Below are 15,924 nucleotides of genomic sequence, written 5' to 3'. Positions count from 1 at the left end.
TCAGCCAGCGAGCAGCGCGTCTCGGACGGTTTCGACGGCACGAGCGGGCACCCGGTCGTCAGTGAGCAGCAGAATAGTGCGCTCGGTTGTCGGAGCGAGCCTGCGGAAGATGACCGCGTCGGTATCGGCCGGAGCAGTCGAATACGCCAGACACGCGAGAGCGAGGCCGCCGGCCACAAGGCTGAGCTGAGTGAGGGGATCGGCGACGAAATGCCGGATGGAGAGTTCGGCTCCGTGGGATCGGCCAACCTGGACTAGTGCCTCGTGGTCGCGAGAATCGCGCGCGCACGTCGACCACGTTTCGGCAGCAAGATCCGCGATGTGGACCTCCGTCACCGCGACGGCCCAGTGATCGCTCGGCGCGGCCACATAGGCGGTCTGCCTTGTCAGCTCGGTCGAGACCACTCCTGTAGGCAGAGTCAGCGGTGCGTTCGTCCACGATTCGGCGAGGACGATGTCGAGGTGCCCGTCGGCCAGGCGCTGCAGGTGGTCATCGGTCTCGCCGTCCTCGATCGACACGGCGATGTCCGGATGAGCGTTGCCCAACTGTCCGAGACGAGGGGTGAGCAGGTCGCGGATGCTCGAGGCGATCGCACCAATCTTGACAGTCCCCGTGACCTCGTTGTGTTGGAGATCGTTCTCGGCGCGCTGCATGAGCTCGGTGACCTGCCGGGCGTAGTCAGCAAGAGTGCGGCCGGCATCGGTGAGGCGAAGGCCGCGCCCATCGGCCACGACCACGCGGGTTCCGGCTTCCCGTTCGATGCGGCGCAGCTGCTGGGAGACGGCGGGTCCAGTGAGATGGAGCAGTACGGCAGCCTGATTGACCGATCCGGTTCTCGCCACGGCGTCGAGGATCCGCAGCCGTGACCATTCGAGTCTCATCGTCTCACCCCTACTTTCGGTAAGCAGTCCTTATCAATACTAGATCGAAATCTGAACTGGTGCTGAATAGTCAGGTGGCCATAGCGTCGAACTATGAGTCAGACACCAACCCCCGCAGCCATCCCCTCGGTGCTCGCCGGAGCGCTGTGCCTGTCTGCGTCCGCGATCATCGTCAAGCTTGCCGAAGTCGACGCGGCGACCACTGCGGTGCTTCGCTGCGCCATCGCCATTGTGCCCCTCATCCCACTTGCGCTCGCCGAAAGGCAGCGACATGAGAGCCTGAGCACGAGTGGTGTCCTGTGGTCGCTTGCGGCGGGCATTGCGCTCGGCATCGACTACAGCGCGTGGACCGCATCGATCTACCTCGCCGGAGCGGGAGTCTCTACGGTGCTCATCAACGTCCAGGTCATCGTCCTGCCGCTGCTCGCTCTCATCATCGATCGTGAGCGTATGGAGCGGAGATTTCTGATTGCACTGCCGATCATGATCATCGGCATCATCCTCGTCAGCGGTGTGGGCCTCAGCGAAATCGGAATCGGACCGAGCACATCGGCGGCAGGGCAGGGCCGCCTCGGCGGGGTTCTTCTCGGGCTGTTCGCCGGAATCGGATACGGAACGTACCTCTTCCTCAGCCGCAAAGCCACACGGACGCAGTCGGATCTCGCGCTCCAGCCGCTGACGTGGGCGACGGCGGCGGCCGCGGCCACCTCGACGATCATCGCCCTCTTCTCACAGGGACTTTCGGTCTCGGATATCCGCGGGCGTTCGTGGGTTCTGCTGATCGTGCTCGCGCTCGTCGGACAAGTCGCGGCGTGGCTGCTCATCCATCACGGAAGCGGTCGGCTGCCTGCCGAAGTCACGGCTAGCCTGTTGCTTTTTCAGCCGGTGCTCGCGCTCGCTCTCTCGGCGGTGGTGCTCGGGGAACGGTTCGGTTTCGGACAGATCTTCGGAGCAGCCGCCGTCGTCGGTGGGGTCGCGGTCTCGAGCGGGCTCGTGCGCAGGCATGGTGCTCGACCGGAGGGGCCGTAGGTCAGTCGCCCGGAGCCAGACTGGGTGCCTCGTCGATGCCAAAGCGGGTCTTGAGAGCCCGGCGGGCGGCGAACCAGCCGTTCATGCCGTGTACGCCCGGGGCAGGCGGGGTCGCCGCCGAGCACAGGAACGCGCCGGGAACGCCGAGGCTGTAGTTGTCCCAGCTGGTGCGCGGACGGGCCATCATCCGGTAGAAGGACACGATGCCGGTGGCGATGTCTCCGCCGATGTAGTTCTGGTTGTGTCCGGCCATCTCGGCGGCGGGGATCGCATTGTGGGCGACGATGCGGTCGCGGAATCCTGGGGCGAATCGTTCGATCTGCCTCGTGATGTATTCGGTCGGGTCGAGAGGGCAGTCGAAGGGCACATGCGCGTACGTCCACAGCGGTCGCAGTCCGTTCACCTCTCGGGAGGGATCGAAGACGGTCGGATCGGAAACGAGGCACACGGGGTCTGCGGGCATGCGCCCATTCATCACCTGCGCCTCGGCGGCGGCCATCTGCGCCCGGGAACCGCCCACGTGGATGGTTCCGGCACGTCCGACATCGGGGTCGGACCAGGGGACTGGGCCGTCGAGGACGAAGTCGACCTTGGCGGCGGCATTGCCGTGCTTGAACCTCCGCAGACTCTTGTCGACGTGCGCGGGCAGCAGGCCGGAGAAGATCTGCGCCGCATTCAGCGCCGAGGTGTCGAGCAGGTAGGCGCGGGCCTTGGGCATGTCCGAGACATGGTCGACACGGGCGTTCGTGGTGACCTTCCCGCCGTGGGCTTCGAGATCGGCGACGAGGTGGTCGATGATCGCCTGCGACCCGCCGATCGGGGAGGGCCAGCCGCCGGCGTGGGCGACCGTGGAGAGCATTGTGGCAGTGGCGGCCGTGCCCATCGCCGGCAGCCCGCCGATCGCGTGCGCGGCGACCCCGGTGAACAGGGCCTGGGTCGATTCGTGGGAGAGCGGAATGTTCCATGCGGGGCTGGCCTGACTGAGCAGGCGCAGCCCGAATTTCACGACGTTCGCAATACCGGGAACATCGCGGAGGGTCTCCGGCACCGAACGTTTGTCGCCGAGGGAGAGCCAGATCGCGTCGTCGACACGGTCGAGCAACGGGGCGAAGAATCGTCGCCATTCGGGTCCTGCCTCGCCGAGGCGGTCGACCGTTTCATCGAGATCGTGGAAGGCCAGCGCGGCCGGTTTCCCGTCGAGGGGTTGAGCGTAGGAGATCTCGGGAGTGGTCAGCTCCATGCCGCGGGCGCGCAGGTCGAAGTCGACGAAGAACGGACTGGCGATGGCCAGCGGATGGACCGCCGAGCAGATGTCATGAGTGATGCCGGGTGCCAGACCGAGGTCGAGGGTGCGGGCACCGCCGCCGGCGGTCGGCTGAGCTTCGAACACCTCGACGGAGAGCCCGGCGCGGGCCAAGGTGACCGCGGCTGCCATGCCGTTGGGGCCGGATCCGACGACGACTGCATCAACACCTGTGCTCATGGAGCCAGTCTAGGTCAGTGGGCTGTGCGGCTGCGGAGTGCGGCTCCGGGCGGCTGGGGGGCGGCTCAGCTGTCGTACACGTGGTCGAAGAAGGCACATTCGAGATCGACGGCATGCTTCCAGCTGCGGGCGAGAGCCTCGGCATCTGAGCCCTGATCGCCGTCTCTTGGGAACACCCGCTCGAGCTCGTCGACGAGGAACTGCACCCAGCCGCGAAAGGCATCGCCGCGGTGGAGGTCGATCCATGCTCGGTGAACCGCTCGCTGCGGTACTTCCTCCCGGGATTCGGCCCAATCGAGGTAGAGCCACTCGGCGACAACGAGGACGATGAGCAGCTGTGGATACGACGCCGAGGCGACGGAGTCGTCCATGAGATCGCGGAAGCCCACTGTCGGTGCGGCGAGTTCAGGTCGGAGGTAATCGGCGGGATCGACGCCCAGCTCGGCGAAGGAGTCGACGAAATACGTGTCCTCGTCGGCGACGAGCATGCCCAGTTGGCGGGCGAATCGAAGCTTTGCGTCGAGCTCATCGGCATAGGCCACGCAGGCGCCGAGCATGGACAGGAACGACTCGAAGAACTGGTAGTCCTGGATGAGATAGTCGCGCATCACCGTGTCGTGGACGGTGCCGGCGAAAAGCTCTCGGACGAACCGGTGGTTGACGGCCCTCACCCATCGCCGCTCCGTCGAACGGAGCAGTTCGGCCACCGCTCCGCCGCTGTCAACGATGATCGAGGAATTGTCGATGGTGCTCAAGTGTCTTCCACTCCCTCCGCCGGTGCTCACCGGATCAGGTTCAAAGGGTCTGCACACGCACTCTCAGCGCCGCCTCTTGCGGCGCTCCCCTGTAGCCTTTCGACACTATCACCGGCGATAGAGAAAGTAGTCAGAGCGGTCGGATCAGATCCGGTGGACCAGGGCTGGCCGCTCCAGGTCGCGATTGTCGAGCACCCACGTGGCTTTCTCACACGGAGACGCCTCGGCGAAGTAGAGACGCTGACCGCCGACATATCGGCGGTTCGACCGATCCTCCGGATCGGCATCGAAGCGTCCGGGAAACCGCTCGTTTCCGCGCGGGACCGAGACCTCGAATGGGACTTCGATCCACACGCTCGCATCCCAGAGATCGACGAGTTCTGGTCGGTGGAGGAAGATCCCCTCGACCAGGAGAACACAGTCGCTCGGCAAGATCCGAGGCTGCGACTCAACCGGCAGGTCCGCATCGACGTCCCATGACGAGGGAATGATCGCCTCGCCTCGGCGGAAGGGTCCGACTACCGACTCGAGGAATGCGTTGTAGTCGTAGGAGCTCCGGTAGAACGTCTCCGGCCCGGTTCCGTCGGCATGACGAACGGCCCGCGGATGATGGAAGCCGTCGATGCCGACCGACGCGACGGGACGAGCAGGAGCCGTCCAAGAATTCCCCGCGTTCTCCTCGGCGAGGTCGACGAGTTCCCGGGCGATCGTCGTCTTCCCGGCTCCGTCTACTCCGTCCAATGCCACCAAGGCACGACCTCCCGGTCGGACGGTACTCAGCTCTGCCAGCAGTTCGATCAGAACTCGGGTCCGGGGCTTCACCACGCTGTCGACCCGGCGGGGGAGACGGACGGCTCGGCCACCTCGGCGAGGGTGTCCGCCACGTACTCCGCGATACGGTCGGCGGCAGACTGACGACCCGCCGTCTGTTCGGCGGACTCGACAGACGGGTTGTAGTTCGTGTTCGTGTTGATGTCGTAGACGACCTGCCGGCCATCGCGAGTCTCGATGAACTCGATGCCGGCGATCTCGATGCCGAGGTCGGCCAGCAGTGTCTCGAGGCGAGAGATCAGCGGGGTGTCGGCAGTGACGTCGTTGCGGCGGGCGAACGGTGGAGCCGCCTCGGCGATGGAATCCGCCTCAGCCCCCGGGATCGTGCAGGCATCGGCCGGGCACAGCTCGAAGGACCCACCGGAGACGTCGACGAGCACCGCATAGTGGAAACGGCCGCCGATGAACTCTGCGCGGGTGATGAACGACTGGGCCGGCTGCACGTACTCCTGGATGAGGGTGATGCCGTCGATCGGCGCATTCGCTCCACCGGGTGCGAACTCGGCGGCGACGGCCTCGAGCTCCGCATGGGAGTCGAAGCGACGGACGCCGAGTCCCTTCCCTCCCTGATTGTGCTTCGTGATGAACGGGGGAGCGAAGCCGGCAGCGGCCTCGACGAGCGCCTGCGGGCCGAACGCGGCCGCGGTGTGCGGCACATCGAAACCATGACCGGACAGCCCGCGATGCTGACGGATCTTGCTCACCTCGAGCTCGTAGACGTCGCGACCGTTGATGACCCGGCGGCCCGCGGCGGCGAGCCAATCGAGAACCGCACGCCCGTACTCCTTCACCTGCGGATCCGTGCGAGTGTGCGCCGAGGCCGACAGCCGCGACCAGAACAGCCCCTGCGGAGGTTCGGCAGCAAGATCGATCGTGGTCTCGGGCAGCAGCCATTCGATATGGGCGACGCCGAGGCGGTCGAGCGCCTCCGTGAATGGAGCGATCCATTCCGGGTTGTCGTGGATGATGTGAACCGCGGGACCGTCGCCGACGGGAAGTGCATGAGAACTCATCGCAAACCTTCACTGGTGGGGTGCCGATGCGGACTGCGGAAGCATCGGCGGATCTGCTCAACAATCCTACGCCCCAGAGTCCACCCCTTCGCAGTGTCAGTGCGGCGGCGTAGACTCGGGACATGGCTATTGCAAAGCAGCCCGTTGTCGTGCTCGACGCCCCTGACGCCGGTGAACTCGCGGAGTTCTACGGAAAGCTCCTGGACTGGTCCGTCTCCGTCGACGAGGACGGTACGTGGGCAGAAATCGTCTCCAACTCCTGGCCGCCGATCTGCATCCAGCAGGTTGAGGACTACCACGCACCCAGTTGGCCCGGCCAGGCCCACCCGCAGCAGATGCACCTCGACGTCATGGTCGACGATCTCGACGACGCCGAGAAATCCGTGCTCGAGATCGGCGCAGGCAAAGCCCCCGAACAGCCGGGAGAGACGTTCCGAGTGTTCCTCGACCCGGCAGGTCACCCGTTCTGCCTGTGCAAAGGATGATCACACCACCACCGAGGCGGCCCCACCCGCCCGTGGCGCGCTGAGTCATGCGCGCGCTCGCCTCCTTCGCAGACCGTGACCCCGTCCCGTGGGCCAACGGAGCTGGTCAGACGACTGAGCTCGTCTCTCTGAGCGACTCGGCGCAGTTGACTCCGGGGCTGCGCCCATGGCGACTGAGCATCGCCCGGCTCGAACGCCTGGGTCCCTTCTCCGCTCTGCCCGGAATGGCACGCACCTTCCTGCCTACCGCCGAGGTGGCGCTTGAGATCGACGGACGCGTGCACCCGGTACCCGCCCTCCAGCCGGAACGCTTCCACGGAAGTCAGGACGTGAGCCTCGTCGACATGGCAGAGCCCTGTTTCGCCGTCAATCTCATGGTCGCCGACTCGGGTAAGGAGCCTGAAACTGGTTCCGGCGAGCTGCAGATGAGCATCGATCAGCCGGCCCCAACCGACGGGTACCGGTTTGTGCTCGCTCTCGAATCCAGTGCTGAATATCCTCGTTTCCAACTGCTCGAATTGGAAACGGGCGAGGCTGTTCCGAATGAGGTTTCGGTTGCTGTTCTCCACGCCGAGAGAGCCGCCACGCACATCTGAGAAATTGATGGGAACCGATTGTCTCCGGCGTCACATCCTCGTGTATCTATCCAGGTGACAGGCCAGTTTTCGGGTTCTTCCATCAGGTCTCTCTCAGCTTCGGACAAGAAGTGTCAGGATGCCCGAACATAGGCGTCCGAGAATGGTTCTCCACCGGATTTTGGAGGAACTTTGACGGTCGGAAACAGCGATGAGAACGAACAGCGTGGGCGCAACGATGAGAATCGTCTGCCGGAACATTCACAGACCCTGCCGCTGATCACCGAAGAGATCGTCAGTTCTCACCCGACTCCAGCGGCCGAACCCACCGAGCATGTCGCCACCAAAGTGATTCCACCCAATCCGATCAGCCACGACAGTCGGGGCACGCAGCAGCCGATGACGACCCCGCCGCACATGCCCGCCGGCTCACAGACAGCCGCTTCATCTGCGGCGGCCTCCCCGACCGCCGTCGTCGAAGCGGCAGAGGTGGTCGAAGACAAGAAAGAGGAGAAATCCTCAGAAGGCCGGATCTCCGCCACTCAGCTGCTGGCGGGCGCGGGAGCGGCCGCGACCTCCTCGGTGATCGGCGGACAGCTCGGTGTCGCCGGCACAGTCGTCGGAGCCGGAGTCGCCAGCATCGTCACAGCCCTCGCCGTCACCCTCTACGGTCGCAGCCTCGACAAAGGCAAGGAGAAGATCCAGGAAGTCGGGTACAAGCTCGCCCCGGCCGTCAAAGCGAAGATCGCGAAGAACCCCTCCGGGAAGGCTGCCTCTGTCGATCCCTCCTTGGCAGAGGATTCGGCCTTCGCCCCACCGGAACCTGCCAGTGGCGACGCCGAGCGGACGGCCGCCTCGGCGAAGGACGATGACAGCGCTCCCACTACAGAGAACGCCGAACCTCAGAGCTGGTGGCAGAAGCTGCGCCGTAAAAGAGTTCTCTACCCGCTGACGATCGGCGTCGCCGCCTTCGGAATCGGACTCGGCGCGGTCGTCATGGCCGAGAACTTCACCGAAGCAGATATCTCACCCGGCACCTCGCAGATCTCGCGATCGGTCTCGGGACAGTCGACGAGCGACGAACCCGTCACCAACGACGGGGCCTCGGACTCCGGTACCGCCGGGGACGAATCGTCGAGCGGATCCGGGGCCGGCTCCGACAGCGGCCAAGGCGCATCTAACAGCGGATCGAGCACGCAGAACGGACAGTCTGCCTCGGCGGGGGAGACCGGCACCGAAGGTGCGACCAGTGGCCAGAGCTCACAAGGCACGGACTCGGCCGCGGGCACGAGCGATTCCACAGGCGGGTCGACGACCACCGATGGCACCGATACGAGCAGCGGCACCACCTCGGCCGATGGCACTGGCAGCACCGGGGACACCACCGGCGGCACGGACGGTTCATCGGCCTCCGGCGGCAGCGGATCCACCACGGGCGGCGGATCCTCTGCAAGCGGAGACTCATCGGCCTCGGGCACCGGCGGATCGGCCGGCGGTTCGAGCGGTGGATCGGCCGCCTCGGCGGAGGGGTGAGTCGGGCAGCGTCGAGGGCGGGAATTTAGACAGCCCACCCTTGGTTGTACCCGGTAGAGAACATCGCTATGTTGAAGGCAATTCCGATGACGCAATGCCGAAGTCGGGAAATCGAGATCAGGTGAGGCGCGTGCAGCGCTCCGATCCACAGCACCGGCGGGATTCATCTCTCCGGTGCGGCAGATGCGGTGGACTGCGCGAGGTCGCCTGATGTCTAACGGTTGAAGGAGATGTTATGACGCAGCATAAAGATCATGAATACGCCGGACACGACAACACCAAGGCCTCGACGACCGAATCCGGTGCGCCGAGGGAATCCGATGCCCACTCGCTGAGCGTGGGACCGAACGGTCCGCTTCTGCTCCACGATGTGGCACTCGTCGAGAAACTGGCCCGCTTCGACCGTGAGCGCGTGCCCGAGCGCAGCCCTCACGCAAAGGGATCCGGCGCTTTCGGTGAACTCGAAGTCACCGAGGATGTCTCCAAGTTCACGAAGGCGGACTTCCTGCAGCCGGGCAAGAAGACCCCGATGCTCGCCCGCTTCTCCACCGTCGCCGGTGAGCTCGGCTCGCCCGATTCGTGGCGTGACGTACGCGGATTCGCGCTGAAGTTCTACACCGAAGAGGGCAACTTCGACATGGTGGGCAACAACACGCCCGTCTTCTTCGTCCGTGATCCCATGAAGTTCCCCGACTTCATCCACTCGCAGAAGCGCACCCCCGATTCGGGTCTGCGCAGCAACAACATGCAGTGGGACTTCTGGTCGCTGTCGCCCGAGTCGGCCCACCAGGTCTCCTACCTCATGGGGCCGCGCGGTCTGCCCAAGAGTTGGCGGAACATGAACGGCTACTCCTCGCACACCTACATGTGGGTCAACGCCGATGGTGAGAAGTTCTGGGTCCAGTACCACTTCCACACCGATCAGGGCGTGGAGAACATGTCGAACGAAGAGGCGGGCCGTATGGCCGGTGAAGATGCGGACATGCATCGTCGCGACCTGTTCGAAGCGATCGAGGCCGGCAACTACCCGTCGTGGACCTTCTACGTCCAGATCATGCCGTACGAAGAGGCCAAGGATTACCGGTTCAACCCCTTCGACCTGACGAAGACCTGGTCGAAGAAGGACTACCCGCTCATCAAGGTCGGCAAGTTCACCCTCAACGAGAACCCGTCGAATCACTTCGCACAGATCGAGCAGGCTGCATTCAGCCCCTCGAACACCGTGCCGGGCACCGGGCTCTCGCCGGACAAGATGCTGCTGGGACGCGTGTTCTCCTACCCGGATGCACATCGCAACCGGATCGGGACGAACTTCAACCAGCTGCCGGTCAACGCTCCTGTCACGAAGACGAACTCGTACGACAAGGAGGGCCAGATGCAGTACCACCACTCGGGTAATGCACCGGTCTACGCTCCGAACTCGTACGGACGCCCCTACCAGGACGAACAGGGTCCCGTCGACAACGGCTGGGAGGCCGACGGCGAACTCGTGCGCAGCGCCTACAGCCTGCACGCCGAGGACGACGACTTCGGCCAGGCACACACCCTGGTCCGTGAGGTCTACTCCGAGGAGGAACGTCAGGGTCTCATTGAGACCGTTGCCGGCGCGCTTTCCGACGGAGTCGAGGAACCGGTGCTGTCGAACGCGATCCAGTACTGGAAGAACATCGACGCCGAGGTAGGCGCGGCCATCGAGGCCAAGGTCAAGGGCTGATGCAGCTTGAGGCTGTGAGCGCCTGACCGCTCGAGAGTTCGGCACGAGACGGCGGCCCGGACACCCTTTTTCGTGGGTGGCCCGGGCCGCCATCTCTTTACCAATTGCTACCCGACGGCGGCCCAGATACCTCGCGCGAGGTATCTGGGCCGCCGTCGGGTAGTTCTTAAGGGTCAGTCGTCGATTTCCTCGAGCAGCTTCTTCTCGTCGATGGCCAACTGTTCCTTGTCGAGGTGCTGCATAAAATGCTTCTTGCCGCGGACGTACCAGAGGACTACAGCGATGAGAGCCACAGCGAGCACCGCGATCGGCGAATAGTTGAACGTCGAGATGGTGATCGGCAGGCTCGGCGGGAGGACGAAGAGGATGCAGATGAAGATCACCCACACCACTGCGATCCAACCGATGACACCGCTCCACCGTCCGAGATTCCACGGACCGTCCTTGAAGTCCTTGCCTTTGAGGCGCCGCAGCAGGACGGGTGCTACATACGCGATGTAAAGACCGATCACGGCGACGCTCGTCACTGCCAGGTAAGCGGTCTCGTTGAACAGCGCGGGCATCGTGAGCACCGTCGAGAGCACTATGCACAGCCAGATCGAGTTCGTCGGGGTACCGGTGCGCGGGTTGACTTTCTTCCACCACCTGGATCCCGGAATCGCATCATCGCGGGAGAACGCGTAGCTCATCCGCGAATTCGCCGTCACCGAAGCCATGCCGCAGAAGAACTGAGCACCGCAGACGATGAAGAGCAGGAACTTCGCCATCGTCGGATTGTTGAGAGCGTCGAGGAACACCTGCGCCGGCGGCAGTCCGGTCTCCGTGGCGTTGAGTGCGGTCAGTCCCGCTTCGGAGCCGTCCTGAATGGACGCGGTGATCGAATAGAGCAGGATCCAACCGCCGATGATCGAGATGAGCACGCTCATCACGATGCCCTTCGGCGCCGCGATCGCGGCGTTCTTCGTCTCTTCCGCAACGTGAGCCGACGCGTCGTAACCTGTGTACGTGTACTGGGCCATGAGCAGACCCATGAGGAAGACGAACGGCATGAAAGTGAAGCCGGTTTCGTTGTGCCAGGCCGTCATCGTCCAGCTGAACGACTGGTGCTTGGTCGGCATGATCCACAGGGCGCCGACGATGATGAGCACTCCGACGATGTGCCACCAGGCCGAGACACCCGAAAGCAGGTTGACGAGGTTGACGCCGAAGGTGTTGAGCAGGCCGTGGATGACGATGATGACGAGGAAGAGCCCGAAGGTGTTGAGCGCCGTGGGTACGACACCGAAGGTGAGCGCCGCGAAGGCCATCATGGTCGTTGCGGCACCGTAGTCGATAGCAGCCGTGACGGCCACCTCGCCGAGGAAGTTGAACCACCCGACGTACCAGGCCCAATGCCGTTTGTTGCGTTTGGCAAGCCGACCGGCCCAGAAATAGAGGCCGCCCGCGGTCGGGTACTTCGAACACACCTCGGCCATGGCCAGAGCCACGCAGAGGACGAAGATGCCGACTAAGGGCCAGCCGATGGTGATCGCCGACGGGCCGCCCGAACCCAAAGCGATGCTGTAGGAGGTGATACAGCCCGCGAGGATCGAGATGATCGAGAACGACACGGCGAAGTTGCCGAAACCTGACATCCCGCGCTTGAGCTCCTGCTTATAGCCGAGCTCGGCGAGGCCGGCTTCATCATCGCTGAGGCCCGCCGTCGCCGGCGAGGATCCCGCCCGTGGAGGAGGCTGTTGCGGATCTGAGGGGGGAGTGGCGTCGTTGACCATGGAGAACACCGTTCTGCTCGAAGCGAATACGTCTGCGCGAAATCTTCTGCGCATCGGCGGCACCGCGAGGTCGACTCTGATGGCGGTGCCGGGAGTGCCTGGTCGGGGCGGAAAAGCGGCGCGTGACCGGGCTCACAGCTCTGTTCTGTCGTTGAGCTTCTCACTTCGATAAATGGTTTGTCAATGGTCAATTTAGAGTGCCGATCTGCCGACTTGATGGAATTCATCCCGAGTCTCTTGCCAATAAAAGGATTGGTGCCATACCTTAAATACGAGCCTTGATTGAGAGCGCTTCCAACAGCTGCCGCAACGATGCGCCACCACTGAGAAGAGGAACCATGAGCACTGCTCCATCCCCGCTGACGCTTGACCAACTGCAGGAACAGATCGCCTCCGGACAGGTCGACACCGTGCTCGTCGCGGCCACCGATATGCAGGGTCGTCTGCAGGGCAAACGGATCACCTCCCGGTTCTTCATCGACGAAGTGATGGACAACGGCACCGAGGGGTGCAGCTATCTGCTCGCCGCCGATGTCGAGATGAACACCGTCGACGGATACGAGCTGACCTCATGGGAACGCGGCTACGGCGATTTCATGTTCGTGCCCGACTATTCGACCTTGCGCCACATCCCCTGGCACCCGGGCACCGTCATGGTCCAATGCGATCTCGCCTTCATCGACGGTTCCCCGATGACCGTCTCACCACGGCAGGTCCTCAAGGCTCAGCTCGAGCGCCTCGACGCTCTCGGATTCAACCCGATTGGGGCCACCGAACTCGAGTTCGCGCTCTACAACACGAGCTACCGGGACGCGATGGCCGGAGAGTACCGAAATCTCGAAGCCGCGAGCACCTACAACATCGACTATTCGCTCTTCGGCACCGGACAGGTCGAAGGCTACCTCCACCGGCTTCGCACCGAGATGGACGGTGCGGGACTGTACACGGAGAGTGCGAAGGGCGAATGCAACCTCGGCCAGCTCGAGGTCGGATTCCGCTACGCCGATATCCTCTCCACCTGCGACAACCATGTCGTGTACAAACTCGGTGCGAAGCAGATCGCCGACCAGGAGGGCAAATCCGTGACCTTCATGGCCAAGCCCAATGACCGTGAAGGCAGCTCCTGCCACATCCACTTAAGCCTCAATGACAGCGACGGCAAACCCGCCTTTCCGACCGGGCACGGTACGGAGATGTCGGAGACGATGAAGCACTTCGTCGCCGGCGTCGTGGACACCCAACACGAATTCACCTACCTCTACGCCCCGAACATCAACTCGTACAAACGATTCGCCGACGGCTCCTTCGCCCCGACCGCTGTCGGCTGGGGCTGGGACAACCGCACGTGCGCGGTGCGCATCGTCGGCCACGGACCCGGGCTGCGCCTCGAACAACGAGTCCCCGGCGCCGACGCAAACCCCTACATCGCTTGCGCGGCGCTCATCGCCGCCGGCATCCATGGGCTGGAGAACAACCTCGAACTGCCCGAGGCGCTCGCCGGCAACGCATACACCCAGGACGTGCCGCACATTCCACGCCGCCTCCACGACGCGGTCGCCGCGTTCGACTCCTCGACGGTGGCCAGGAGAGCATTCGGCGACGAGGTCGTCGACCACTATTCGCACGCCGGGCGCGTCGAAATGGCCGCCTTCGACGCTGCCGTGACGGACTGGGAGGTCAAGCGTGGTTTCGAACGACTCTGAGCCCGCGGACCGGCCCCGCCCCCTCATCGGCCTGCCCACCTACTACGGGCGCGGCCAGTACGGAGTGTGGGACCGGGACGCGGCATTCCTGCCCAGCGTCTACGTCACTGCGATCACTCGCGCCGGAGGCCGCGTCGTGCTCCTGCCGCCGGAACAGCCGTGGTCGGCCGCGGAAGTCGCCGCACTCGACGGCATCGTGCTCACCGGCGGCGACGATGTAGACCCGACCCTCTACGAGGCGACCGCCCACCCCCGCACCCAGGTGCCCAACGCCCGCCGTGACAGCTTCGAGACCACGCTCTATCGCCACGCCCGCCAGTCCGACATTCCGGTCCTCGCGATCTGTCGCGGAGCGCAGATCGTCAACACCGTCCACGGCGGCACCCTGCACCAGCACCTGCCCGACCTCACCGGATTCGGTCCGCACGAAGCTGAAGTGAAGGATGAGTTCGCGGTCGTGGACGTGGTCACTGTTCCGGGCACGACCACCTCGGCGACGATCGGCGAAACCGTGTCGGTTCGATGCCATCATCACCAGGCGATCGACCGCCTCGGTGAGGGCCTGAACGTGAGCGGGCACGCCGGGGACGGGTGCATCGAGGCCTTCGAAACGCCCGATGCGCGGATGCTCGCGGTGCAGTGGCATCCGGAGGAGACCCTGGATGACCTGAGACTATTCACCGAACTCGTCAACGCTGCGGGCGACCGCGCCCGCATGACCATCGATCCGACAGTGGAGGCCCGACCATGACCGAAGTCCTCAACCCCGCCACAGAGACGACCATCACCGAGGTGGCCGGACATTCCGTCGAATCGACGAAGGATGCCATCGGCCGAGCCGCGGATGCGTTTGCGAAGTGGCGGGCCACCTCGGCGGCGGAAAGGGCTGAACTTCTGCGCAGCTTCGCCCGTGCCGTCGATGCAGACATCGACAATCTTGCCCGACTCGAAGTCGCCGAGGCGGGGCACACGATCGGCAACGCCCGCGGGGAAGCCGCGAACGTCCGCGACGTCCTCAACTACTTCGCCGGCGGGGTCGAACGCCACCTCGGAGATCAGATCCCCGTCGCAGGTGGTGTCGACATCACCTTCCACGAACCGCTCGGCGTGGTCGGGATCATCGTGCCGTGGAACTTCCCCATGCCGATCGCCGGGTGGGGATTCGCCCCGGCCCTGGCCGCGGGGAACACGGTAGTGCTCAAGCCCGCGGAACTGACCCCGCTGACGGCGATCCGCCTCGGCGAACTCGCCGTCGAATCCGGCATCCCTGAGGACGTGTTCCAGGTCCTGCCGGGGCGCGGTTCCGTCGTCGGGCAGACCTTCACCGACGATCCTCGGGTGGCGAAGATCGTATTCACCGGGTCGACCGAGGTGGGAGAGAAGATCCTCGTGGACTCGGCGAAGACGATGAAGCGCACCACCCTCGAACTGGGCGGCAAATCGGCGAACATCGTCTTCGCCGACGCGGATCTTGAGAAGGCGGCGGCCACGGCCCCGTACGGAGTGTTCGACAACGCCGGTCAGGACTGCTGCGCACGCTCACGCATCCTCGTCGAGGAGTCGGTGTTCGACCGGTTCCTCGAGCTCCTCGAACCCGCGGTCAAGGGCGTCAAGGTCACTGACCCTGCGCAGGAGGACGCGGAGATGGGCCCGCTCATCTCCGCCGGCCACCTGCAGACAGTGTCGGGGTTCCTCGAAGGGGTCGACGTCGCATTCACCGGGCAGGCGCCCAGCGGAGCCGGGTACTGGCTGGCACCGAGCGTGGTGCTGCCGAGGACGCCCCGTGATCGCATCGTCACCGAGGAGGTCTTCGGCCCCGTCGTCACCGTCCAGCGCTTTCGTGATGAAGCCGAAGCGATCGCTATGGCCAACGACTCCCACTATGGTCTCTCCGGCTCGATCTGGACCCGCGACATCGGACGCGGGCTTCGGGCCGCACGTGGAGTCGAGACCGGAGCGCTGTCGGTCAACTCGCATTCCGCGGTGCGCTACTCGACACCATTCGGTGGGTTCAAACGCTCCGGCATCGGCCGGGAACTCGGCCCGCACGCGATGGATTCGTTCACGGAAACGAAGAACGTCTTCATCGCCACCGACTGACCCGACGCTCCATCCGCAGCGATTTCCACCTCCCCGAACAAAGGACAGA

Annotated in this window: 14 protein-coding genes and 1 riboswitch; of the genes, 8 read left to right on the top strand and 6 right to left on the bottom strand. The window is 64.4% G+C overall.

What is annotated here, in order from left to right; translation table 11 throughout:
• The gene (locus tag BLU88_RS17030) at positions 1 to 882 is read right to left on the bottom strand and encodes a LysR family transcriptional regulator (protein WP_092016616.1); all 882 of its coding nucleotides are present in this window, start codon (positions 880 to 882) and stop codon (positions 1 to 3) included.
• A 93-nt stretch (positions 883 to 975) separates the two neighbouring features.
• Here BLU88_RS17030 and BLU88_RS17025 point away from each other — a divergent pair, with 93 nt between their 5' ends.
• Positions 976 to 1,911 carry a DMT family transporter gene (locus tag BLU88_RS17025; RefSeq protein ID WP_092016613.1) on the top strand — a complete coding sequence of 312 codons (936 nt, stop codon included), beginning with the start codon at positions 976 to 978 and terminating at the stop codon, positions 1,909 to 1,911.
• Position 1,912: 1 nt separating this feature from the next.
• Here BLU88_RS17025 and BLU88_RS17020 read toward each other — a convergent pair whose 3' ends face one another.
• From BLU88_RS17020 to BLU88_RS17005, 4 genes are all read right to left on the bottom strand, one after another.
• The gene (locus tag BLU88_RS17020) at positions 1,913 to 3,394 is read right to left on the bottom strand and encodes a phytoene desaturase family protein (protein WP_092016611.1); all 1,482 of its coding nucleotides are present in this window, start codon (positions 3,392 to 3,394) and stop codon (positions 1,913 to 1,915) included.
• Between the two features lie 65 nt (positions 3,395 to 3,459).
• Positions 3,460 to 4,149: a TenA family protein gene (locus BLU88_RS17015; RefSeq protein WP_231939481.1), complete on the bottom strand. Its 690-nt coding sequence runs from the start codon at positions 4,147 to 4,149 to the stop codon at positions 3,460 to 3,462.
• Positions 4,144 to 4,250: riboswitch (TPP riboswitch) on the bottom strand. (Overlaps the previous gene by 6 nt.)
• Before the next feature lie 43 nt (positions 4,251 to 4,293).
• Positions 4,294 to 4,896, bottom strand: coding sequence for a nucleoside/nucleotide kinase family protein (locus BLU88_RS17010; RefSeq protein ID WP_231939744.1), 603 nt, complete (start codon positions 4,894 to 4,896; stop codon positions 4,294 to 4,296).
• 71 nt (positions 4,897 to 4,967) lie between these two features.
• On the bottom strand, positions 4,968 to 5,993 hold the full coding sequence (locus tag BLU88_RS17005; protein WP_092016607.1) for an ATP-grasp domain-containing protein: 1,026 nt from the start codon (positions 5,991 to 5,993) through the stop codon (positions 4,968 to 4,970).
• 122 nt (positions 5,994 to 6,115) lie between these two features.
• Here BLU88_RS17005 and BLU88_RS17000 point away from each other — a divergent pair, with 122 nt between their 5' ends.
• The 4 genes from BLU88_RS17000 (at position 6,116) to BLU88_RS16985 (ending at position 10,300) form a co-directional block, all read left to right on the top strand.
• Positions 6,116 to 6,478 carry a VOC family protein gene (locus BLU88_RS17000; RefSeq protein ID WP_092016605.1) on the top strand — a complete coding sequence of 121 codons (363 nt, stop codon included), beginning with the start codon at positions 6,116 to 6,118 and terminating at the stop codon, positions 6,476 to 6,478.
• 47 nt (positions 6,479 to 6,525) lie between these two features.
• A complete protein-coding gene (locus BLU88_RS16995; protein WP_092016602.1) occupies positions 6,526 to 7,074 on the top strand; it encodes a HutD family protein in 549 nt (182 codons plus the stop codon).
• Positions 7,075 to 7,245: 171 nt separating this feature from the next.
• Positions 7,246 to 8,586: a hypothetical protein gene (locus BLU88_RS16990; RefSeq protein ID WP_092016597.1), complete on the top strand. Its 1,341-nt coding sequence runs from the start codon at positions 7,246 to 7,248 to the stop codon at positions 8,584 to 8,586.
• Positions 8,587 to 8,821: 235 nt separating this feature from the next.
• Entirely contained in the window at positions 8,822 to 10,300 is a 1,479-nt protein-coding gene (locus BLU88_RS16985; protein ID WP_092016594.1) for a catalase, read from the top strand.
• 173 nt (positions 10,301 to 10,473) lie between these two features.
• Here BLU88_RS16985 and BLU88_RS16980 read toward each other — a convergent pair whose 3' ends face one another.
• Entirely contained in the window at positions 10,474 to 12,126 is a 1,653-nt protein-coding gene (locus tag BLU88_RS16980) for an amino acid permease (RefSeq protein ID WP_231939480.1), read from the bottom strand.
• Positions 12,127 to 12,410: 284 nt separating this feature from the next.
• Between BLU88_RS16980 and BLU88_RS16975 the strand changes: the two genes are divergently transcribed.
• From BLU88_RS16975 to BLU88_RS16965, 3 genes are read left to right on the top strand one after another with little or no spacing between them, the layout of a single operon-like run.
• On the top strand, positions 12,411 to 13,775 hold the full coding sequence (locus tag BLU88_RS16975; protein ID WP_092016590.1) for a glutamine synthetase family protein: 1,365 nt from the start codon (positions 12,411 to 12,413) through the stop codon (positions 13,773 to 13,775).
• The gene (locus BLU88_RS16970) at positions 13,756 to 14,526 is read left to right on the top strand and encodes a gamma-glutamyl-gamma-aminobutyrate hydrolase family protein (RefSeq protein ID WP_092016587.1); all 771 of its coding nucleotides are present in this window, start codon (positions 13,756 to 13,758) and stop codon (positions 14,524 to 14,526) included. Before BLU88_RS16975 ends, BLU88_RS16970 begins: the two co-directional genes overlap by 20 nt.
• Entirely contained in the window at positions 14,523 to 15,875 is a 1,353-nt protein-coding gene (locus tag BLU88_RS16965) for an aldehyde dehydrogenase family protein (protein ID WP_092016585.1), read from the top strand. Before BLU88_RS16970 ends, BLU88_RS16965 begins: the two co-directional genes overlap by 4 nt.
• Positions 15,876 to 15,924: the final 49 nt, after the last annotated feature.

The organism is Brevibacterium siliguriense, assembly GCF_900105315.1.
GTDB lineage: Bacteria > Actinomycetota > Actinomycetes > Actinomycetales > Brevibacteriaceae > Brevibacterium > Brevibacterium siliguriense.
Note: the sequence above shows the minus strand (reverse complement) of the source record. Positions and strands in the feature narration are given on the sequence as shown.

Coding starts and splice junctions, on each gene's coding strand:
- BLU88_RS17005 (WP_092016607.1), bottom strand. CDS start 5,993: ATGAGTTCTCATGCACTTCCCGTCGGCGACGGTCCCGCGGTTCACATC.
- BLU88_RS16995 (WP_092016602.1), top strand. CDS start 6,526: ATGCGCGCGCTCGCCTCCTTCGCAGACCGTGACCCCGTCCCGTGGGCC.
- BLU88_RS16980 (WP_231939480.1), bottom strand. CDS start 12,126: ATGCGCAGAAGATTTCGCGCAGACGTATTCGCTTCGAGCAGAACGGTG.
- BLU88_RS16975 (WP_092016590.1), top strand. CDS start 12,411: ATGAGCACTGCTCCATCCCCGCTGACGCTTGACCAACTGCAGGAACAG.
- BLU88_RS17000 (WP_092016605.1), top strand. CDS start 6,116: ATGGCTATTGCAAAGCAGCCCGTTGTCGTGCTCGACGCCCCTGACGCC.
- BLU88_RS17030 (WP_092016616.1), bottom strand. CDS start 882: ATGAGACTCGAATGGTCACGGCTGCGGATCCTCGACGCCGTGGCGAGA.
- BLU88_RS17025 (WP_092016613.1), top strand. CDS start 976: ATGAGTCAGACACCAACCCCCGCAGCCATCCCCTCGGTGCTCGCCGGA.
- BLU88_RS16965 (WP_092016585.1), top strand. CDS start 14,523: ATGACCGAAGTCCTCAACCCCGCCACAGAGACGACCATCACCGAGGTG.
- BLU88_RS17020 (WP_092016611.1), bottom strand. CDS start 3,394: ATGAGCACAGGTGTTGATGCAGTCGTCGTCGGATCCGGCCCCAACGGC.
- BLU88_RS16985 (WP_092016594.1), top strand. CDS start 8,822: ATGACGCAGCATAAAGATCATGAATACGCCGGACACGACAACACCAAG.